This is a genomic window from Streptomyces sp. SM10 (assembly GCF_002910915.1).
Classification (GTDB): Bacteria; Actinomycetota; Actinomycetes; order Streptomycetales; family Streptomycetaceae; genus Streptomyces.
The window spans coordinates 101,709-122,636 of record NZ_NEUF01000186.1 but is presented as its reverse complement, the minus strand read 5'-3'; the positions used below and the strand labels follow the sequence as shown (position 1 = coordinate 122,636).

Sequence of the window (20,928 nt, the reverse complement as noted above, 5' to 3'; positions counted from 1 at the left end):
ACGGATACGCGTGGCCGAGGCGGCAGACTTTCAGGGGATGCATCCCTCCCCTGCCCGCCGGTGGCTCCGGCGCAAGGCCTCCTTGATCGTCGGGGCACCGCTGGTCGTCGGCCTCCTGGCCGGTCCCGGGGCGGCCGCGGCCCAGGCCGAGGCCGCGACGAAGGCCCCCACCGGATCGCGCACCGTCGATGTGTCCCTGGACACGCTCGCCCCCAGCGCACCGACCGAGGGCGACACGCTCACCGTCTCCGGCACCCTGACCAACAAGGGCGACAAGACGGTCACGGACGCCGAGGTCGACCTGCGCGTCGGCCCGAGGCTGTCCGGCAGGGGGGCGGTCGACGAGGCGGCCAAGCGCACGGGATACCAGCCCGGCAGCGACCCGGCCAAGCTCGGCGGCTCGTACACCCTGAAGGTTCCCAAGCTCGCTTCCGGCGTCAGTCAGGACTTCACCCTCGCCGTCCCGGTGGACAAGCTGGACCTGGGCGCCGAGGGCGTCTACCAGCTGGGCGTCTCCCTCACGGGGCAGACCACCGACTACGGCTACGACCAGGTGCTCGGTATCCAGAGGACCTTCCTGCCGTGGCAGCCGGAGGACACCGACACCAGGACCAAGCTCACCTTCCTCTGGCCGCTCATCGCGTCGGCTCACGTCACCGCCGAGACGGGCTCCGACGAACAGCAGACCCCCGTGTTCGCCAACGACGATCTGGCCCTCGAGCTCGCTCCGGGCGGCCGCCTGGAGCAGATGGTCTCCCTCGGGCGCCAGCTCCCCGTGACGTGGGTGATCGACCCGGACCTGCTCGCCTCCGTCGACGCGATGACGAAGAACTACCGCGTGAAGGTCGGCAACACCACGGTCGCGGGAACGAACCAGACCATCGCCAAGAAGTGGCTGACAGATCTGCAGGCGGCGGTGAAGGAGGGAAAGGTCGTGGCCCTTCCGTTCGCCGACCCCGACCTCGCTTCCATCGCCCACCGCGGCAAGAACGTCTCGGGCGCCCTCAGCCACCTCCGGACGGCGACCGAAGTCGCCGGCACGACCGTGGAGACCGTCCTTCATGTGAAGCCGTCCACGGACTTCGCCTGGCCGGTGGACGGTGCGATCGATCCCTCGGTGGTGGACGTCGCCACGTCGGCCGGCGCGCACAAAGTGATCGCCCGCAGCGACAGCCTCAAGGAGACGGGCGGACTGCCCTACACGCCGACGTCGGCCCGGCCGATCGGCGGGGGCACCACCGCCCTCGTCTCCGACCACCGGCTCTCCACCGCGTTCACCGGGGACATGAGCAAGGCCGGCGCCTCGACGCTCGCCGTCCAGAAGTTCCTCGCTCATACGCTGGCGTTGACGGAGCAGGCCCCCGACAACGAACGCAGCATCGTCGTCGCACCGCAACGGACACCCACCGCCGGTCAGGCACAGGCCATGGCGCGCGCCCTGCAGGCGCTCACGGCCGAACACTGGACCCAGCCCGCCGATCTCATGGCGGCAGCCCGGCAGAAGCCGGACGCACAGGCCACGACCAAGGTCCCCGCGGCCTCGCAGTACCCGAAGAGGCTGCGGAACCAGGAGCTGCCCACCCAGGCGTTCCAGGACATCAGGACGACCCAGGACTCGCTCAACAGCTTCCAGGTCATCCTCACCCAGCCCGACCGGGTGGTGACCCCCTTCGGGAACGCGATCAACCGCGCCGTGTCGACGTCCTGGCGCGGCAGGGCGCTGGAGGCACAGCAGTACCGTGACGCGGTCCGCACCTATCTGCAGGGCCTCACCAACGAGGTCCAGCTGATCACGAAGTCGGACCTGACCCTGTCCGGGCGCAGCGCGACCATCCCTGTGACCGTGCAGAACAAACTGGTCCAGGGCGTCGATCACCTGGTCCTCCGCCTGACGTCGGGCAACGCGACACGTCTCAAGCTCAACGACGGCCGAGCCGTGGCCGAGCAGCCGGTCAAGATCGCCGGCGGACACAGCCAGTCCGTGAAGTTCGACGCCGCTGCCAACGCCAACGGACAGGCACAGGTGACCGCACGGCTCTTCACCGCGGACGGCGCTCCGTACGGTGAGAAAATGACCTTCACCGTGAAGGTCTCGGAGGTCACACCGACCGTGCTCCTCGTGATCGCGGGCGGGCTGCTGCTCCTGGTCCTGGCGGGCATCAGGATGTACACCCACCGCAAGCGCACGGTCGCGGGCGGAGCGGTGGAGGACAACGGCGGCGAACCCGAGCAGCCGAGTGACCCCGCGCCGGACACCGGTCCGGAAAGCGGTGACCCATCCGGCCCGGGTGAGAAAGTGGACCGTTGAGCGATGTCTGTCGGGGCCGGTCGGCCGGGGACGATGAGGTGGGGTTTCGATGAACGCGCCGTACGACGGTGACCGCGGGCAGGGCGCGGGCGGGGCTGGGTCTTCCAGCGGTCCGCCGGTGCCCCCGGGCGCCGGCCAGGACGGGGAGGCACCCGACCCCTACCTGCAGCACGCGTACGACCACGATCCGTACCGTGCCCAGGACCTCGCCTCGCAGGACCCTGTGGCCGAGGCGCTCTACGACCGCGCCTCGCACCCCCCACCGCCTCCGGGCACCTACCAGGAGCCCCAGGCGCTCTACCAACAGCCTCCCGCTGCCCAGCACGCCCCCGACCCTCGTATCTGGGCCCAGACCCCGCCACCGGAGCCCGCAGGGCCCTCCCGGCACCTTCCCTACGGCGACAACGCCGGGACCACCCAGTACGTCGGGGTGGACGACCTGGTCACGCAGGCTTCAGGGGACCGCGGGGAGCAGGACGCGTTCGCTCACCTCTTCCGCGACCAGGAAGGTTCGGGCCGCCCTCCGGGGCCGCCTGCGGAGCCCGAAGCTGCTCCTGCCCCCGCTCCGCAGAAGTCCGGTGGCAAAGCCGCCGGGATACTGAAGTCGAGCGCGCTGATGGCTGCGGGCACCCTGGTGTCCCGGCTGACCGGCTTCGTCCGCAGCCTGGTGATCACGGCGGCCCTGGGCGCGGCTCTGCTCGGTGACAGCTTCACCATCGCGTACACCCTCCCGACGATGATCTACATCCTGACCGTGGGCGGGGGGCTGAACTCGGTCTTCGTTCCCCAGCTCGTCCGGTCCATGAAGGACGACGAGGACGGCGGCGAGGCCTATGCCAACCGGCTGCTGACGCTCGTCATGGTGGCGCTCGGCGTGATCGTGGCGATCGCCGTGTTCGCCGCGCCGCAGCTCATCCGCTTGATGTCCTTGCCCATCGCCAACGACCCTGCGGCCAACGGTGTCGCGGTCACCTTCGCCCGCTTCTGCCTGCCGACCATCTTCTTCATGGGCGTCCACGTGGTCATGGGCCAGATCCTCAACGCCCGTGGGAAGTTCGGCGCGATGATGTGGACCCCGGTCCTCAACAACATCGTCATGATCTTCACCTTCGGCATGTTCATCTGGGTCTACGGCACGTCCGCCGAATCCCGGATGGGCGTGGAGACGATCCCGCCGGAGGGCGTCCGACTCCTGGGCATCGGCACGCTGCTCGGTCTCGTGGTGCAGGCCCTGGCCATGATCCCCTACCTCCGTGAGGCGGGCTTCCGCTTCCGTCCTCGCTTCGACTGGAGAGGCCACGGGCTCGGAAAGACGATCAAGCTCGCCAAGTGGACGGTCCTGTTCGTCCTGGCCAACCAGGCGGGCGTCCTGGTCGTCACCCAGCTGGCGACCTCAGCGGGCAAGCTCGCGGGCAAGGACGGCTCCGGCTTCCTCGCCTACTCCAACGCCCAGCTGATCTGGGGCATGCCCCAGGCCATCATCACCGTCTCGGTCATGGCGGCCCTGCTGCCCCGCATCTCCCGCGCCGCCCACGACAACGACCCCGGGGCCGTCCGCGACGACATCTCGCAAGGGCTGCGCAACTCGGCCGTGGCCATCGTGCCGGTCGCTTTCACCTTCCTCGCCCTCGGGCTGCCGATGTGCACCCTGCTCTACGCCTCCAGCGGCACCGAGGCGGCACGCTCGATGGGCTTCATCCTGATGGCGTTCGGGCTCGGCCTCATCCCGTACTCCGTGCAGTACGTCGTGCTGCGCGGCTTCTACGCCTACGAGGACACCCGCACCCCCTTCTACAACACGGTCATCGTCGCAGCGGTCAACGCGGCAGCGTCTGCCGCCTGCTACGTGATTCTTCCGGCCCAGTGGGCAGTCGTGGGAATGGCGGCGTCCTACGGACTGGCCTACGCGGTCGGTGTCGGCATCGCCTGGCGGCGGCTCAGCAACCGGCTCGGCGGTGACCTCGACGGGGCCCGTGTCGTGCGTACCTACGCCCGTCTCTGCCTCGCCGCGGTCCCTGCGGCCGTGGTCGGCGGCGGTGTGGGCTTCGCCCTGCTGAAGGCTCTCGGGGACGGAGCCGGCGGCTCGGTGGTGGCCCTGGTCTGTGGCAGCGTTGTCCTGCTGGGCGTCTTCTTCGTCGCAGCGAAGAAGATGCGTATCGAGGAGCTCAACGGCATGGTCGGCATGGTCCGAGGACGCCTCGGCCGCTGAACGCGCTCCGAACCGCACAACCATCGCTGGACACCGCGTGTCGTGCATAGCGCCGGAGTGTGGGCACAATTGGCGTGACTGTGCAGGCTGGCTGGCTGGCATCGCGCAACGGATGGGGAGGCAGGAACGACGGTGGCGGAACGTAGCACGGCTGCTGTCGACGTGGCCGACAACAGCGGCGACGAGCCGCTGACCGCCAAGGCGGACGCGGCCACGACCGACGGGACGGCACAAACCAAGGACGCAGACGGCGCAAGCGCCAAGGACGCGGGCAGCGGGCAGGACGGCCAGGAGGCCGTTCCGGCGTCGCCCGATCTGCACAGCGGGCACAAACTGGCCAGACGCTACCGCCTCGAGGAGTGCGTCACCCGGCTGGACGGATTCAGCAGCTGGCGGGCTGTCGACGAGAAGCTGCGGCGTGCGGTGGGTGTCCACCTGCTGCCCGCCGATCACCCGCGCGCCCGCTCGGTGCTGGCCGCGGCCCGCTCCTCCGCCCTGCTCGGCGACCCTCGTTTCGTCCAGGTCCTGGACGCCGTGGAGGAGGACGACCTCGTCTACGTCGTCCACGAATGGCTTCCCGACGCCACCGAGCTCACGGCCCTGCTGGCAGCGGGCCCCCTGGAAGCCCACGACGCCTATCAGCTCGTGAGTCAGATCTCCCAGGCCATGGCCGCAGCACACCGCGAAGGGCTCGCGCATCTGCGCCTCACGCCCGGTGCGGTCCTGCGCAGCTCGACCGGCCAGTACCGGATCCGCGGTCTGGCCGTGAACGCCGCTCTGCGGGGCATCACCGCCGACCAGCCTCTCCGCACGGACACCGAGGCCGTCGGAGCGCTTCTCTACGCGGCACTGACCCGTCGGTGGCCTTACGAGAGCGACGCCTACGGTCTCTCCGGGCTCCCCAAGGACCTGGGCCTGATCCCCCCTGACCAGGTGCGTGCCGGCGTCCACCGCGGTCTGTCCGAGCTCGCCATGCGCGCGCTGGCCAACGACGGCGCCACCGCGTCGCGGCAGGAACAGCCGTGCACCACCCCGGACGAGCTCGCGAAGGCCGTCGCGGCCATGGAGCGGATCCTCCCCCCTGAGCCCGCCTTCACCGCGCCGCCCGAGTACCAGCGCACGACCTACCAGCAGGGCACCTACGGGCGCCCTTCCGCGCGCCCCACGTCCGCCACCCAGCCGGTCATCACGGCCCCTCCGGCCCCGCTCCAGAGCCGCACGGGCAAGGCGCTGAAGTGGGCGGTGTCCGCGCTGCTCATCGCCGCCCTGGGCCTCGGTAGCTGGCAGCTGGCGGAGACCGTCCTCGACCGGGGCAAGGACTCGGGTGAGCAGGTCCCCACGCAGACGAACCAGGAGGGGGGCGACGACAAGAACGCTGTCGCGCCCAGCAAGCCCGTCACCATCGTGGGAGCCCAGGACTACGACCCGCTCGGTGCAGACGGTTCGGAGAAGCCCGGCTCGATAAAGAACGTCTACGACGGCGATGCGAGCTCCTACTGGAACACGTCCGGCTACTTCAGCGCCGATTTCGGACGGCTCAAGGAAGGCGTCGGAGTCGTTCTCGACCTCGGCAAGGTCCAGCAGGTGGGCAACGTCGACGTGTCCTTCCTGGGCGGCAGCACCTCTGTCGAGCTGCGGACCACCGAGGACTCGTCCGTTCCTCAGATGCCCGACGGATTCGGCGAGGTCGCCAAGGGAACCGGAACAAAAGTGTCCCTGAAGCCCGACAAGCCGGTGCAGGCGCGGTACCTTCTGGTCTGGTTGACCAAGCTGCCTCCGAGTTCCGACGGGAACTACCGGGGCAAGATCTCGGACATCAAGGTCACTAGCTGACGGCATCAGGGGAGGGGGCTCACCGTTGGACGACGCCGGATTCGCCGACACCAGTGACCAGGACCTCCTGGCCCAGCACGTCGCAGGCGATCCCGACGCTTTCGGCGAGCTCGTGCGGCGCCACCGGGACCGGCTCTGGGCCGTGGCCCTGCGCACCCTCGGCGACCGGGAGGAGGCTGCCGATGCCGTGCAGGACGCCTTGGTCTCCGCGTTCCGCGCGGCTCACACGTTCCGTGGTCAGTCCGCCGTCACCACATGGCTGCACAGGATCACGGTCAACGCCTGCCTCGACCGTGCTCGCAAGGCGTCCTCACGCAAGACCTCACCGGTCGACGACACCGAACGGCTGGAACAGCTCCTGGAGCCGCACGAGTCCGCCGAGGCGCCGGCCGAACGGCAGGACCTCCACCGTCAGCTGATAGAAGCCCTCGCCACCCTCCCCGCCGACCAGCGTGCCGCTCTCGTGCTCGTGGATATGCAGGCCTACCCCGTGGCAGAGGCCGCCCGCGTCCTCGATGTGCCGACCGGCACGGTGAAGAGCCGCTGTGCGCGTGGTCGGGCCAGACTGCTGCCTCTGCTGACCCACCTGCGCAGCACCGGAGGGGAAGCCGAGGACGGCTCCACGGGAAGGAACCGGACGCGGGGGACATCCGTCCCACCTGCGTCAGGACCACGAGACGCAGGTGACGGCGACCCTGCCGCGGTAAAGGGTGGAGGTGGGCTCGCATGACAGACACGGCCGACACGGCTCGACACCCGGACATCTCGGAGATCTCCGATCTCACCGAGGATCTCCTCCCGCCGTCCCGAGAAGCAGCCCTTCGCCATCACATCGAAGCCTGCGACGAGTGCGGCGACGTCTACGCCTCCCTGGAGGAGATCCGCTCCCTCCTCGGAGGGGTGGCGCCGGTTCACGAGCCGATGCCCCAGGACATCGCCGACCGCATCGACACGGCTCTGGCGGCGGAAGCACCACCCACCGCCACGGCCGCGATCTCCGTTTCACGTGAAACATACGATCCGCCCGCCGAGGGCGCTGCCGCCGCTCGGCCTGCAGGACGTCCTCGCGGGGCCACCGGCCCCGGCCGGGGGCCGTCCCGCCGTCGTCGCCGCACGGTGATCCTCGGCGCTGCCTTCGGTGCGGCGGCCGTCGGTATGAGCGTCTTCCTTCTCCAAGCCATCCAACCGTCCCAGGATTCGGCCGGCTCGATGGCCGACCGTGGTGTCAGCGCCGCAGAGAAGAGCGGGGCGGACTTCTCGGAAAGCACGCTGGAAGGCCAGGTACACGTACTTCTGAGGGGGGCGACAGCTCCCGAGGCTCCGGGCAGGGATCCGGGCAAGCCATCCCTGGACACCAAGTCGTCCCCGGGGGACGCCTCTCCCGACGCCGCGACTCCCCGCACACCGCTGCGTGCACCGGTCGTGGATGTCCCGCCCTGCGTCCAACAGGGCACGGGCCGGGACGCCCCAGCCCTGGCGGTGGAAGAGGGCAGCTACCAAGGCATCGCCGCGTTCCTCGTCGTACTGCCTGACGCGACCGACTCGAGCCGTGTGCGGGCCTATGTCGTCGACGCGGCGTGCGTGGATTCCACGCCTGCGGCGAAGGGACGACTGCTGCTCACGCAGTCCTACGCACGCCCCTGACGGCCAGGCCGTGAGCCGGACCGGCATTTCGGGAATGCATGCCCCGTAGGATCCGTTGGGTGGGGTGAGAGTCGTGGAACCGACCCCAGTAGGCAGTAGGCAGTCTGCAGAGACGAGGAAGAACCCGTGAGCGACGTCCGTAATGTGATCATCATCGGCTCCGGACCGGCTGGTTACACCGCCGCCCTGTACACCGCTCGCGCGTCGCTGAAGCCGCTGGTGTTCGAGGGCGCTGTCACCGCCGGCGGTGCTCTGATGAACACCACCGACGTGGAGAACTTCCCGGGCTTCCAGGACGGAATCATGGGCCCTGAGCTCATGGACAACATGCGTGCCCAGGCGGAGCGCTTCGGCGCCGAACTCATCCCCGACGACGTGGTCTCCGTCGACCTCTCCGGAGACGTCAAGACCGTCACGGACACCGCAGGCACCGTGCACCGCGCCAAGGCGGTCATCGTCACCACGGGATCGCAGCACCGCAAGCTCGGCCTGCCGAACGAGGACGCGCTCTCCGGGCGTGGTGTCTCCTGGTGCGCCACCTGCGACGGCTTCTTCTTCAAGGACCAGGACATTGCCGTGGTCGGCGGCGGCGACACCGCGATGGAGGAGGCCACCTTCCTCTCCCGGTTCGCCAAGTCGGTCACCATCGTCCACCGCCGTGACTCCCTGCGTGCCTCCAAGGCCATGCAGGAGCGTGCATTCGCAGACCCGAAGATCAAGTTCGCGTGGGACAGCGAGGTCGCCACCGTGCACGGCGACCAGAAGCTCTCGAGCCTCACCCTCCGCAACACCAAGACCGGTGAGACCTCCGAGCTTCCGGTGACGGGCCTGTTCATCGCCGTCGGTCACGACCCCCGCACGGAGCTCTTCAAGGGCCAGCTGGACCTCGACGACGAGGGCTACCTCAAGGTCGAGGCTCCCTCGACGCGCACCAACCTGAAGGGTGTCTTCGGCGCCGGCGACGTCGTCGACCACACCTACCGGCAGGCCATCACCGCAGCCGGGACCGGCTGCTCGGCAGCACTCGACGCAGAGCGGTTCCTGGCCGCGCTCTCCGACGAGCAGCTCCCCGAGCCGGAGAAGACCCCGGCAGTCTGACGGCACCCCCCTACTCCCCAGACCCACACCCCCGCGAAGTTAAGGAGGCCGCCGTGGCCGGCGCGCTGAAGAACGTAACCGACGACTCGTTCGATGAGGACGTCCTGAAGAACGACAAGCCCGTGCTGGTGGACTTCTGGGCGGCCTGGTGCGGCCCGTGCCGCCAGATCGCGCCTTCGCTGGAGGCCATCGCGGCCGAATACGGCGACGAGATCGAGATCGTCAAGCTCAACATCGACGAGAACCCGGGAATCGCTGCGAAGTACGGCGTGATGTCGATCCCCACGCTCAACGTGTACCAGGGTGGCGAGGTCGCCAAGACCATCGTCGGCGCCAAGCCGAAGGCCGCGATCATCCGCGACCTCGAAGCCTTCATCACCCAGAAGTAGCCGGCGACGCCTGCAGCGGCTGACGGTTTCACGTGAAACGGGCCCACCCTCCGGGGTGGGCCCGTTTCTCCTTGTCCCCGCCATCGGATGCGCCTCTCAGAGAGGCCGCAACACCGGCTCCTTCTGTACCGCACCCAGCAGTCTGTCCAGTGCCAGCTCGACGTCTTCCTTCCAGGAGAGCGTCGTACGCAGCTCAAGTCTCAGCCGCGGATGCACGGGGTGGGGCCGTACGGTCTTGAAGCCGACCGCGAGCAGGTGATCCGCCGGCAGCACACAGGCCGGCTCCTCCCACCGCGCGTCGCCGAACGCCTCGATCGCCTTGAACCCGCGTCGCAACAGATCCTTGGCAACCGTCTGGACCATCACACGGCCGAGTCCCTGCCCTTGGAAACCTGGAACGATCAGGGCGGTCATCAGCTGCACGGCGTCGGGAGACACAGGGCTGGTGGGAAAGGCCGTGGAGCGAGGAACGTAGGCGGGAGGTGCGTAGAGAACGAAGCCGGCCGCCACGTCATCCACATAGACGACCCGCCCGCAGGAGCCCCACTCCAGCAGCACTGCGGAGATCCAGGCTTCCTTCTCGAGCTCGGCTCTGCCGTCCCTTATCGCAGCTTTCCCGCTGACCGGATCAAGTTCCCAGAAGACACACGAGCGGCAGCGCCTGGGGAGATCCGGAAGGTTGTCCAGTGTGAGCGGTACAAGCCGTCGCCCCATGAAGGCGGTTCCTCGCTTCCTTCGCCCGCCGCATCACGCGCGGCTGTCAGCGCACTCCGTTCTCGGAACAAGCTGCCGACGAAGCCTCCGACAGCGCCAAGGCCCAACCCGACTGTCACCAGGTGGCTGCGATTCACTGATCGCACTGCCCCCGCCTCCTCTGAGGTGGATCACGGTGGTGGATACGGCATACCAGAACGCATCGTATCCACCCAGAGGTGATGGGGATACCGAGAGACGGCAAAGGGGGGCCGCGTCACGGAAGAACTTTCCCGTGACGCGGCCCACCCTCGGCTTCCGGCAGACTCAGGCCTCGTCAGCCTCAGCCTGCTCTTCCTCGACGCTCCGCTCCAGCACGCGTCCCTCACCCGGAGCAAGGCTGCCAAGAATGCGGTCCAGATCCTCCATCGAGGCGAACTCGACGACGATCTTTCCCTTCTTCTGCCCGAGGTCGACCTTCACCCGCGTCTCGAAGCGGTCCGAGAGGCGGGACGCGAGATCGGTCAGAGCCGGCGAGACCCGGCCGCCGGCCCGGGGCCCCCGGGGCTTCGCCGAACTCGTGGGCTCGGATCCGAGGAGGTTCACGATCTCCTCGACCGCGCGCACCGAGAGCCCTTCGGCCACGATGCGGTGCGCCAGCCGGTCCTGCTCCCCTGAGTCATCCACCGACAGGAGCGCCCTCGCGTGTCCGGCCGAGATCACCCCCGCCGCGACCCTGCGCTGAACCGGCGGGGAGAGCCGGAGCAGACGGAGCGTGTTCGACACCTGAGGACGTGACCGGCCGATCCGGTCCGCCAGCTGGTCATGGGTGCACTTGAAATCCTTCAGCAGCTGGTCATACGCCGCTGCCTCCTCCAAGGGGTTCAGCTGCGCCCGGTGAAGGTTCTCCAGAAGCGCGTCGAGAAGCAGCTTCTCGTCGTCCGTCGCACGGACGATCGCCGGGATGCGCTCCAAACCGGCTTCGCCGCACGCCCTCCAGCGGCGCTCACCCATGATGAGCTCGTAGCGGTCCTCGTCGACCTTGCGCACCACGACCGGCTGGAGGAGACCGACCTCCTTGACGGAGGTCACCAGCTCGGCCAGAGCGTCCTCGTCGAAGACTTCACGAGGCTGCTTCGGGTTGGGCGTAATCGAATCGAGGGGAATCTCAGCGAAGTACGCCCCGGCAGAATCGGTCTGCCCGGCGACGGGCGCTGATTCTCCTACAGGAGAACTCGGCTCAGGGACCAAGGGGCCGGACGGAAGGGCGGCTACCTTCGCCGCAGCCACCCCGCGCTCGGCGGTGAGCACGGGAGAGGCACCTGCCGCGTTCGCACTCGGCGCGGGACTCGCGATCTGCTTCTCCTGCGGAGCTGCGGGAATCAGCGCACCGAGCCCACGCCCCAGTCCTCTACGACGTTCGCTCACTGCATGCCCTCCGAATTGCTCTGCCGGCTGTTCTGGACGCCCGTGTGGGCAGGCTCGCCCGCAGGGGCGTGCTGGGCCTCGTCATGCACGCCAACACCTCTCAGCGCGATCTCACGAGCCGCCTCGAGATAGGACAGCGACCCGCTGGACCCCGGGTCGTACGTCAGGACCGTCTGTCCGTAGCTCGGCGCCTCGGAGATCCGCACGGAACGCGGGATGCTGGTCCGCAGCACTTCCTTGCCGAAGTGGGTGCGCACCTCCTCCGCGACTTGCGAGGCAAGCCTGGTCCTGCCGTCGTACATCGTGAGCAGGATCGTCGATACGTGCAGGTCGGGATTGAGATGGCCCCGGACCAGATCGACGTTGCGCAGCAGCTGACCGAGTCCCTCCAGTGCGTAGTACTCGCACTGGATCGGGATGAGCACCTCCGCGCCGGCCACCAGAGCGTTGACCGTCAGAAGGCCGAGCGAGGGAGGACAGTCGATGAGGATGTAGTCCAGCGGCTGGTCATACGCCTGGATCGCCCGCTGCAGCCGACTCTCCCGTGCCACCAGCGACACCAGCTCGATCTCCGCACCGGCGAGATCGATGGTTGCGGGAGCACAGAAGAGACCTTCAACGTCCGGGACCGGCTGAACCACCTCGGAGAGCGGCATGCTCTCCACCAGGACGTCGTAGATGGAGGGGACTTCGGCGTGATGGTCGATCCCCAGGGCCGTGGAGGCATTCCCCTGCGGGTCGAGGTCCACCACCAGAACACGCGCACCGTGAAGTGCGAGCGACGCGGCAAGGTTGACCGTCGAGGTCGTCTTGCCCACACCACCCTTCTGGTTGGCCACGACCATGACGCGTGTCCGGTCCGGCCGTGGCAGCCCTTCACCGGCGCGGCCGAGGGCCTCGACCGCCAGCTGAGCAGCACGACCAATGGGGGTGTCGTCCATCGGCGGCGGTGTTTCACGTGAAACACCGTCCCCCAGGGACTCGGTACGGGGACCGGGGACCGGATCGGTCATCGGTCCCGCGATGTTGGCGTCGGACCGCAAGGATTCACTCTCCTCGACTACAGGCTCGCAATGAACAGAGCCTGCCATGCTTTCGGGGTCGTGAACCAGCGAGGCCGACTGTTCTGTGGATGAATCCGGTTCTGTGGACAACTTCGGAACCCTTACGGGCTTGCGGTCGCGCGGCGCGGCAGCCGCACGACCGCGGTCGATGATGCCCTGCAGCAGAGAGCGACGTTTCACGTGAAACACGATGCCCCCGCAGTACAGCGGCGGGCTCCCGACACTCCGCAGGGAGCGCATATCGCTGCTTGCATGGAGCATCTTCGCGAAGAAGCATCAAACACCCAGAAGAATGACAAAAGGGCAGTGTAGAGCTCTCACTCAACGGCGCCGTCGCGTCCGTCCCACCCGTGCGGCCTTGGCGCGCTTTGCGGCGAACCTCACACCGCCCGGACTCTCCCCGACGACCACGCGTACGACGGTGGACGCGGGATCGACCAACCCCTCACCGACGTGCAACACCTCGGTCTCCACCACTCCGAGCTTACTCAGGGCGGCACGAGCCCCCTGGATCTCCTCCTCGGCCGTCCCACCCTTGAGCGCCAGCATCTCTCCGTACGGGCGGAGGAGGGGCACACCCCATCCGGCGAGGCGGTCGAGCGGGGCAACGGCCCGGGCAGTCACCACATGGACCGGCTGAAGCGTTCCGAGTACCTCTTCGGCACGCCCCCGGACGACCGTCACATGATCAAGCCCCAGAAGCTCGACGACCTCCTGAAGGAAGTTCGTACGACGCAGCAGCGGCTCGAGCAGCGTGATCTTCAGGTCGGGACGCACCAGCGCGAGAGGAATCCCGGGAAGGCCGGCTCCGGACCCCACGTCGCACACCGTGACGCCCTCGGGAACCACCTCGGAGAGCACCGCGCAGTTCAGCAGGTGCCGTTCCCAGAGGCGCGGCACCTCGCGGGGGCCGATCAGACCACGCTTGACGCCCGCGTCCGCGAGCAGCTCCGCATACCTGACAGCCTCTGGGAAGAACTCACCGAATACCGCCTGCGCCTCCTTGGGCGCCTGAGGGAGCACTGCTTCCTCCGTCACGGGGACCGTCCTTCCGTACCGCACTAGCACGCTGACTATCAGGCTGACAAAGATCGGCCCCGCCTGCGAACAGACGGGGCCGACAGTACAAGGATCCGGTCAGGCAGGCAGAACGACGACGAAGCGCTGGGGCTCCTCGCCCTCGGACTCGCTGCGCAGACCTGCTGCCGCGATCGCGTCGTGCACGACCTTGCGCTCGAACGGCGTCATCGGCTCCAGCTTCACCGGCTCACCCGAGCTCCTGACCTCGTCCGCGGCCTTGGCACCCAGCGCCGCGAGGACCTCACGCTTCTTGGCCCGGAAACCGGCGATGTCCAGCATCAGCCTGCTGCGGTCCCCGGTCTCGCGGTGCACGGCCAGGCGCGTCAGCTCCTGGAGCGCCTCCAGCACCTCACCGTCACGGCCCACAAGCTTCTGCAGGTCACGCGCCGAGTCGCTGATGATCGAGACCGCGGCCCGGTCCGCCTCCACATCCATGTCGATGTCGCCGTCGAGGTCGGCGATGTCGAGAAGGCCTTCGAGGTAGTCCGCCGCGATATCCCCCTCCTGCTCGAGGCGGGTCAGGGTGTCGCTGCCCTCAGCGGCCGTGGTGATGGTGCCGTCCGTCACGGATGGACTCCTTCTTACTTCTTGGACGGGTGCTTGGGCCGCTGCGGGCCCTTGCGCTGTCCGGACTTGGCTTGGCGTGAGGAGCCGGACGCGGCGGGCTTGTCCGCCGTCTTCGGCTTGTCGTCCTGCGGTGCGTCCTGCTTCTCCAGCGACGTCTTGGGCTCCGCGTCGGTGGAACCGGAGTCCTTCGCCGCGCCGGGGTGCGTGGCAGCGGTGTGGCGCTTCGCCTTGGTCTGACGCTTCGGCTGCTGACGCTTGGGAGCGGCACCGCCCTCGGCCTCGAGAGCGGCGGCTTCGCTCTTCGCGACCGTCCCGTCCTCCTGGGCGGCGAGGCCGAGCTTGCTCAGACCGGTGATGAACTTGCGCTCGATGTCGTTGCGGTCGGTGCCCTTGGCGAAGATCCGCTTGACGGTGTTGCGCCGTGTCCTGCCGCGGACCTCGCCGTGCGAAGTCACGCTCTTCAGCAGCCGGGTCAGGTACTGGTCCTGCGCCTTGCTGCCCGGAGTCGGGTTCTGGTTGATCACGTACATCTGCTGACCCATGGTCCAGACGTTGGTGGTCAGCCAGTAGACGAGGACACCGACGGGGAAGTTGATCCCCATGACGGCGAAGATCAGCGGGAAGACGTACATCAGCATCTTCTGCTGCTGCATGTACGGGGTCTTCACCGTCAGGTCCACGTTCTTCGTCATCAGCTGGCGCTGAGTGAAGAACTGCGACGCGGACATCATCACGATCATGATCGCGGTGACGACACGGACGTCGGTCAGCGAGGCGCCGAGCGCCGAGACCTTCTCTTCGCTGTCCATGAACTTCGCGGCCAGCGGAGCGCCGAAGATGTGTGCCTGCCGGGCGCTGTCGAGCAGCGGCTGGTCGATGACACCGATCGTCTTGCCCGAGGCGATGGCCGAGAGCACGTGGTACAGGGCGAAGAAGAACGGGGACTGCGCCAGGATGGGAAGGCACGAGGAGAGCGGGTTGGTACCCGTTTCCTTGTACAGCTTCATCATCTCTTCGGACTGACGCTGCTTGTCGTTCTTGTAGCGCTCCTGGATCGCCTTCATCTTCGGCTGGAGCACCTGCATGTTCCGGGTCGACTTGATCTGCTTGACGAAAAGCGGGATCAGACAGATCCGGATCAGGACCACCAAGGACACGATGGAAAGGCCCCAGGCCCACCCCGTGTCATCGCCGAAGAGCGCTCCGTAGAGCTTGTGGAACTGGACGATGACCCACGAGACAGGTGTGGTGATGAAGCTGAACAGACTGGCAATCGTGTCCACTAATCAGGCTCCTTGAGCATTGGGCGAGGTCTCTGTGGCCGGGCTCAGAGGTTCGGAGACCGACCCCCCGGAAGGCACATCGGCGGCGGAGTCCCCGCCCTTGCCGCCACGCACACAGCTGCGCAGCAGTTCGTGCCAACGCGGACGTTTGCGTGGCGGTACGTGATCCACGCCGCCGGGTGACCACGGATTGCACCGCAGGATGCGCCATGCGGTCAGCGCTGTTCCCTTGATCGCACCGTGCCGGTCGATCGCCGTATATCCATAGTGGGAACACGACGGGTAGTAGCGGCAGACGGGCCCGAGGAGCGGGCTGATCGTCCACTGGTACAGCTTGATGAGAGCCAGCAGCGGGTACTTCATCGCGCGCCCCCTCCCAGCAGCCGCTGAAGGGCGGCGTCCAGGTCTCGGGCCAGCTGTGCATGGTCGGCGTCGCCCGATCCGGGCAGCGCTCGTACGACAACAAGGCTACCGGGGGGCAGCTGAGGAAGCCGATCGCGGACCAGATGGCGAAGCTTCCGCTTCACCGCGGTGCGAACGACCGCTCCACCCACTGCTTTGCTGACAACGAAACCCGCACGCGGCGGGGGAACACTTTCCCCTGTCACGTGCGGGTCCGTAACACCGCTGCGTAGATGTACGACGAGTAGCGGGCGTCCGGCCCGACGTCCCCGGCGTACAGCGGCTGCGAAGTCCTCGCGCCGCCTCAGCCGATTCTCGGTAGGCAGCACGTCATGACCTGGCCGCGATCAGGCGGACAGGTTGGCGCGACCCTTGCCACGGCGGTTCGCGAGAATCGCGCGGCCGGCACGGGTACGCATACGCAGGCGGAAACCGTGGGTCTTGGCGCGACGACGGTTGTTCGGCTGGAAGGTGCGCTTGCTCACTCGGGGGCTCCAGAAATGATTCGTGTGTTGGCGGGACATCGCCTGGCTGTCACCGTGCGCCCACGAGGAACTCGCGTAAACGCCTTAGTGCACCGCTTCACAATCACAGATCGTGATCTTTGCCCATCGGAGGCAGGCGGCAGCAGCCATCGACAACTCGACCTGGTCACGGTACGCGCGGCTGCGCCATTCGGTCAAACCGGCTCCGCGCCACCCCGCGCTGTACACAGCCTGTGGACAACAACTTGAACCACGCGGGTCGGCCTGACTACCGTGGCTGAACTCAGGTTCTTTTCCTTCCCCCCTGCCGGGCCTCACCCGACCCGACCCATCCCGTCCCGAGAAGCACACATTCGTGGGACATGCGAGAGAGCGTGCCTTGTGGCTGACGTACCTGCCGATCTTGCCGCAGTGTGGCCACGAGTGCTGGAACAACTCCTCGGGGAGGGCCAGCAGGGCATCGAACCCAAGGACAAGCAGTGGATCGAGCGCTGCCAGCCTCTGGCCCTCGTCGCCGACACCGCGCTCCTGGCCGTGCCCAACGAGTGGGGCAAGCGCGTCCTGGAGGGCAGGCTCGCACCGCTCATCAGCGAGACGCTCACCCGTGAGTGCGGGCGGCCCATCCGGATCGCGATCACCGTCGACGACTCCGCCGGTGAACCGCCCGCCCCGCTCGCGCCTCCGATGCACCAGTCGCACCAGCCTCCCCAGGGTCAGCAGCCCCATCGCTACCAAGGGCCGCGGCGCGACGACTCTCCGCACAACGACGGGTACGACAGCTACGGCCCCAGGCCCTCCGACGACGGCATGCCGACGGCCCGCCCCGCCTACCCGGAGTACCAGCAGCACCGGCCCGAGCCCGGTGCCTGGCCCCGCACCCAGGAGGACCTCTCCTGGCAGCCGCGGCACGGCGGATACCAGGACCGCGACCCGTACGCGAGCCCCCGCCCCCAGCAGCCGCAGCACGACTACCGTCCGCAGCAGCCCGAGCACCAGGGCTACGAGCAGCAGCGGGACAGCCGTGACCGCCACGATCTGCCGGACCAGCAGCCCCAGCACCGCCAGGGCGGCCCCGGGACCGGCCGGTCCGGCGGCGGCCCCCTGGGCACGCAGTCCGGGCCCCCGCCGGGGACCGGTGAGCCGCATGCCCGGCTGAACCCGAAGTACCTCTTCGACACGTTCGTCATCGGCGCGTCCAACCGCTTCGCGCACGCGGCCGCGGTCGCTGTCGCCGAGGCCCCCGCGAAGGCCTACAACCCCCTGTTCATCTACGGGGAGTCGGGGCTCGGCAAGACACACCTGCTGCATGCCATCGGGCACTACGCGCGCAGCCTCTACCCGGGCACCCGGGTGCGGTACGTGAGTTCGGAGGAATTCACCAACGAGTTCATCAACTCGATCCGCGACGGCAAGGGCGACACCTTCCGCAAGCGGTACCGCGACGTGGACATCCTGCTGGTCGACGACATCCAGTTCCTGGCGAGCAAGGAGTCGACACAGGAGGAGTTCTTCCACACCTTCAACACGCTCCACAACGCCAACAAGCAGATCGTGCTCTCCTCCGACCGGCCGCCCCGGCAGCTGGTGACCCTGGAGGACCGGCTGCGCAACCGTTTCGAGTGGGGCCTCACCACCGACGTGCAGCCGCCGGAGCTGGAGACGCGCATCGCGATCCTCCGTAAGAAGGCGGTGCAGGAGCAGCTCAACGCCCCGCCGGAGGTGCTCGAGTTCATCGCCTCCCGCATCTCCCGCAACATCCGTGAGCTGGAGGGCGCGCTGATCCGGGTGACCGCCTTCGCGAGCCTCAACCGGCAGCCGGTGGATCTCGGTCTGACCGAGATCGTGCTGAAGGACCTGCTTCCCGGAGGCGAGGACTCGGCTCCCGAGATCACCGCGCCCGCCATCATGGCGGCGACCGCGGACTACTTCGGACTGACCGTGGAGGACCTCTGCGGATCGTCCCGCAGCCGTGTCCTGGTGACGGCACGCCAGATCGCCATGTACCTGTGCCGCGAACTGACGGATCTCTCCCTGCCCAAGATCGGCGCCCAGTTCGGCGGACGGGACCACACCACCGTGATGCACGCCGACCGGAAGATCCGCGCCTTGATGGCGGAGCGGCGCTCCATCTACAACCAGGTCACGGAGCTCACCAACCGCATCAAGAACGGCTGACGCACGGCCACAGCGGCCGGAGACGACCGCACCGACGCGCCCAGGGCGCCCCACCGAGGACCGCATGACGTCCTCGGTGGGGCGCCTTTCGTGCGTCCTGAGCCCTCCTGAACGATGCCAGGAGCCCCGCTGAGACGCGCCAGGAGCATCCCTGAGCGGCGGATCGCAGCCGGCTCGGCTCGGTTCGAGGGCCCTCCGCGCACCTGCTGCCGCCCGGTGATCCGTCCCCTGAGCGGGCGGAATCCTCAGGGAGTGTTCGAATATGCGCCGCGGACGAGCTCTTCTCCACAGAAGAGTGGAGAAAACGGCGTCCACAGCCTGGGGACTGCGAAGTTGTCCAGATTGCGTCCACAGGCTCGACTGCCGATACTCCATCAGGCCAGGTCACATGCCTGGGGATTTGTGGTCAACCGTGATCCACAGCCTGTGGACAGAATATTCGTCCACAGAGGCTCGATGATGTTGTCCACCGGCGGCCCACAGGCGGGCGGTGGTTGTCCCCAGCTTCTCCACACCCCTGTCCACTGTTCGGCAACCCGACACCGCCTTTCACTGCTCAGAGTGAAAGGCGTCACACGAGGGGGGTCGGTTGAGCTGTGGGGAACGTGGGTAAAGCTGGGGACAGGCCTGGGGAGAAGTCACCCCGCCCTGTGCATCGGGTGTGCAGAACTTTCGCGTGTCCACAGAAACGCATGGTTGTCCACCGGTGCCACCCACAGGGTCGGTGGACAAAAAACAGCTTCTGACCTGCACCGAAGCAGTTATCCACGGTTTCCACAGGGCCTACTACTACTACCACTCAGAGTTAGCCAGGAATCAGCTTCGAAGTGGGACCTGTGCACAACTCGAGCGGCGAGCTCGGCGGACCTCTTGGCGCGACTTGACCCCGAGCAGCAACGAGTGTCGGCGCCGTACGTCAGACTGGACCCCGGTGGTCCCCCCTGCCCCTCGGCAGGGAGCCCCCAGTCAGACGACGAAGGCCGGCAGGGCGAGCGAGCAACAGCAGGAGGCGGTTCCGGTGAAGATCCGGGTGGAGCGCGATGTACTCGCGGAGGCGGTGGCCTGGGTGGCCCGCAGCCTCCCGGCCCGTCCGCCGGCGCCCGTTCTCGCAGGCCTTCTGCTGAAGGCTGAGGACGGAGCCCTCAGCTTCTCGAGCTTCGACTACGAGGTCTCGGCCAAGGTCTCGGTGGACGCCGAGGTCGAGGAGGACGGCACGGTGCTCGTGTCCGGCCGCCTCCTCGCCGACATCTGCCGCGCCCTCCCCAACCGCCCCGTGGAGATCTCCACAGACGGTGTACGGGCCACGGTGGTCTGCGGCTCCTCGCGGTTCACGCTCCACACCCTTCCGGTGGAGGAGTACCCGGCACTCCCGCAGATGCCGACCGCCACGGGCACCGTCCCCGGTGAGGTCTTCGCCTCCGCCGCCGCCCAGGTCGCCATCGCGGCCGGGCGTGACGACACCCTCCCCGTCCTGACCGGCGTCCGGATCGAGATCGAGGGCGACACCGTCACCCTCGCGTCGACCGACCGCTACCGCTTCGCGGTCCGTGAGTTCCTCTGGAAGCCGGAGAACCCCGACGCCTCGGCAGTGGCCCTGGTGCCCGCCAAGACCCTGCTGGACACCGCCAAGGCGCTGACCAGCGGCGACACGGTGACGCTGGCGCTGTCCGGCTCGGGCGCGGGTGAAGGTCTCATCGGTTTCGAGGGTGCCGGCCGCCGTACGACCACGCGGCTGCTCGAGGGTGACCTCCCGAAGTACCGGACGCTCTTCCCCACCGAGTTCAACTCGGTCGCGGTGATCGAGACGGCCCCGTTCGTCGAGGCCGTCAAGCGTGTGGCCCTGGTCGCCGAGCGGAACACGCCGGTGCGACTCAGCTTCGAGCAGGGCGTGCTGATCCTGGAAGCCGGTTCCAGCGACGACGCACAGGCTGTGGAGCGTGTCGACGCGGTGCTCGAGGGCGACGACATCTCGATCGCCTTCAACCCGACCTTCCTGCTGGACGGGCTCAGCGCGATCGACTCCCCGGTCGCCCAGCTCGCGTTCACGACATCGACCAAGCCGGCCCTGCTCAGCGGGCGCCCGGCCGTCGACGCCGAGGCGGACGACGCGTACAAGTACCTGATCATGCCGGTCCGCCTCTCCGGCTGATCCGGCCGTCGTCCCTGTCATGGCAGCTTCCGGCGGGCAGGCTCAGCGCAGAGAGGGCCCACCGTGCTGCACCCCGCCGTGCTGCCCCGGCCGGGCGTAGGCTCGGTCCTGGGTACGAATC

At 68.0% G+C, this 20,928-nt stretch carries 18 protein-coding genes; 9 read left to right on the top strand and 9 right to left on the bottom strand.

The window, feature by feature from the left end; translation table 11 throughout:
• The first annotated feature begins 10 nt into the window (after positions 1-10).
• From B9S57_RS32125 to trxA, 7 genes are all read left to right on the top strand, one after another.
• Positions 11-2,308, top strand: coding sequence for a DUF6049 family protein (locus tag B9S57_RS32125; protein WP_103760674.1), 2,298 nt, complete (start codon positions 11-13; stop codon positions 2,306-2,308).
• Positions 2,309-2,357: 49 nt separating this feature from the next.
• On the top strand, positions 2,358-4,517 hold the full coding sequence (murJ, locus tag B9S57_RS32120) for a murein biosynthesis integral membrane protein MurJ (RefSeq protein ID WP_103760673.1): 2,160 nt from the start codon (positions 2,358-2,360) through the stop codon (positions 4,515-4,517).
• Between the two features lie 132 nt (positions 4,518-4,649).
• A complete protein-coding gene (locus tag B9S57_RS32115; protein WP_103760672.1) occupies positions 4,650-6,350 on the top strand; it encodes a protein kinase family protein in 1,701 nt (566 codons plus the stop codon).
• 25 nt (positions 6,351-6,375) lie between these two features.
• Positions 6,376-7,080, top strand: coding sequence for an RNA polymerase sigma factor SigM (gene sigM, locus B9S57_RS32110; protein WP_103760671.1), 705 nt, complete (start codon positions 6,376-6,378; stop codon positions 7,078-7,080).
• The gene (locus tag B9S57_RS32105) at positions 7,077-7,994 is read left to right on the top strand and encodes an anti-sigma factor (RefSeq protein ID WP_103760670.1); all 918 of its coding nucleotides are present in this window, start codon (positions 7,077-7,079) and stop codon (positions 7,992-7,994) included. Before sigM ends, B9S57_RS32105 begins: the two co-directional genes overlap by 4 nt.
• Before the next feature lie 126 nt (positions 7,995-8,120).
• A complete protein-coding gene (gene trxB, locus B9S57_RS32100; protein ID WP_103760669.1) occupies positions 8,121-9,092 on the top strand; it encodes a thioredoxin-disulfide reductase in 972 nt (323 codons plus the stop codon).
• Positions 9,093-9,145: 53 nt separating this feature from the next.
• Entirely contained in the window at positions 9,146-9,481 is a 336-nt protein-coding gene (gene trxA, locus B9S57_RS32095) for a thioredoxin (RefSeq protein ID WP_103760668.1), read from the top strand.
• A 96-nt stretch (positions 9,482-9,577) separates the two neighbouring features.
• On the opposite strand, the gene B9S57_RS32090 is transcribed toward trxA, so the two are convergent.
• From B9S57_RS32090 to rpmH, 9 genes are all read right to left on the bottom strand, one after another.
• Positions 9,578-10,195 carry a GNAT family N-acetyltransferase gene (locus tag B9S57_RS32090; RefSeq protein WP_103760667.1) on the bottom strand — a complete coding sequence of 206 codons (618 nt, stop codon included), beginning with the start codon at positions 10,193-10,195 and terminating at the stop codon, positions 9,578-9,580.
• Positions 10,196-10,501: 306 nt separating this feature from the next.
• Complete coding sequence (locus tag B9S57_RS32085; RefSeq protein WP_103760666.1) at positions 10,502-11,602, bottom strand: ParB/RepB/Spo0J family partition protein; 1,101 nt, start codon at positions 11,600-11,602, stop codon at positions 10,502-10,504.
• Complete coding sequence (locus tag B9S57_RS32080; RefSeq protein WP_103760665.1) at positions 11,599-12,693, bottom strand: ParA family protein; 1,095 nt, start codon at positions 12,691-12,693, stop codon at positions 11,599-11,601. Before B9S57_RS32080 ends, B9S57_RS32085 begins: the two co-directional genes overlap by 4 nt.
• Before the next feature lie 294 nt (positions 12,694-12,987).
• Complete coding sequence (gene rsmG / locus B9S57_RS32075) at positions 12,988-13,704, bottom strand: 16S rRNA (guanine(527)-N(7))-methyltransferase RsmG (protein WP_103760664.1); 717 nt, start codon at positions 13,702-13,704, stop codon at positions 12,988-12,990.
• Positions 13,705-13,803: 99 nt separating this feature from the next.
• On the bottom strand, positions 13,804-14,313 hold the full coding sequence (locus tag B9S57_RS32070; RefSeq protein ID WP_103760663.1) for a R3H domain-containing nucleic acid-binding protein: 510 nt from the start codon (positions 14,311-14,313) through the stop codon (positions 13,804-13,806).
• Between the two features lie 14 nt (positions 14,314-14,327).
• Positions 14,328-15,596 carry a membrane protein insertase YidC gene (gene yidC / locus B9S57_RS32065; RefSeq protein WP_103760662.1) on the bottom strand — a complete coding sequence of 423 codons (1,269 nt, stop codon included), beginning with the start codon at positions 15,594-15,596 and terminating at the stop codon, positions 14,328-14,330.
• 3 nt (positions 15,597-15,599) lie between these two features.
• On the bottom strand, positions 15,600-15,959 hold the full coding sequence (gene yidD, locus B9S57_RS32060) for a membrane protein insertion efficiency factor YidD (protein WP_103760661.1): 360 nt from the start codon (positions 15,957-15,959) through the stop codon (positions 15,600-15,602).
• A complete protein-coding gene (gene rnpA, locus B9S57_RS32055; RefSeq protein WP_103760660.1) occupies positions 15,956-16,327 on the bottom strand; it encodes a ribonuclease P protein component in 372 nt (123 codons plus the stop codon). Before rnpA ends, yidD begins: the two co-directional genes overlap by 4 nt.
• 18 nt (positions 16,328-16,345) lie before the next feature.
• Positions 16,346-16,483: a 50S ribosomal protein L34 gene (rpmH, locus tag B9S57_RS32050; protein ID WP_014047156.1), complete on the bottom strand. Its 138-nt coding sequence runs from the start codon at positions 16,481-16,483 to the stop codon at positions 16,346-16,348.
• A gap of 381 nt (positions 16,484-16,864) precedes the next feature.
• Between rpmH and dnaA the strand changes: the two genes are divergently transcribed.
• Positions 16,865-18,658, top strand: a complete 1,794-nt coding sequence (gene dnaA, locus B9S57_RS32045; protein WP_103760659.1) for a chromosomal replication initiator protein DnaA — start codon at positions 16,865-16,867, stop codon at positions 18,656-18,658.
• 1,018 nt (positions 18,659-19,676) lie between these two features.
• A complete protein-coding gene (dnaN, locus tag B9S57_RS32035) occupies positions 19,677-20,807 on the top strand; it encodes a DNA polymerase III subunit beta (protein ID WP_103760658.1) in 1,131 nt (376 codons plus the stop codon).
• The last annotated feature ends 121 nt before the right edge of the window (positions 20,808-20,928 follow it).

Bases quoted from the DNA above. Each gene is read 5' to 3' on its own strand.
- murJ (WP_103760673.1), top strand. From the start codon at position 2,358: ATGAACGCGCCGTACGACGGTGACCGCGGGCAGGGCGCGGGCGGGGCT.
- B9S57_RS32105 (WP_103760670.1), top strand. From the start codon at position 7,077: ATGACAGACACGGCCGACACGGCTCGACACCCGGACATCTCGGAGATC.
- B9S57_RS32090 (WP_103760667.1), bottom strand. From the start codon at position 10,195: ATGGGGCGACGGCTTGTACCGCTCACACTGGACAACCTTCCGGATCTC.
- B9S57_RS32080 (WP_103760665.1), bottom strand. From the start codon at position 12,693: ATGGCAGGCTCTGTTCATTGCGAGCCTGTAGTCGAGGAGAGTGAATCC.
- yidD (WP_103760661.1), bottom strand. From the start codon at position 15,959: ATGAAGTACCCGCTGCTGGCTCTCATCAAGCTGTACCAGTGGACGATC.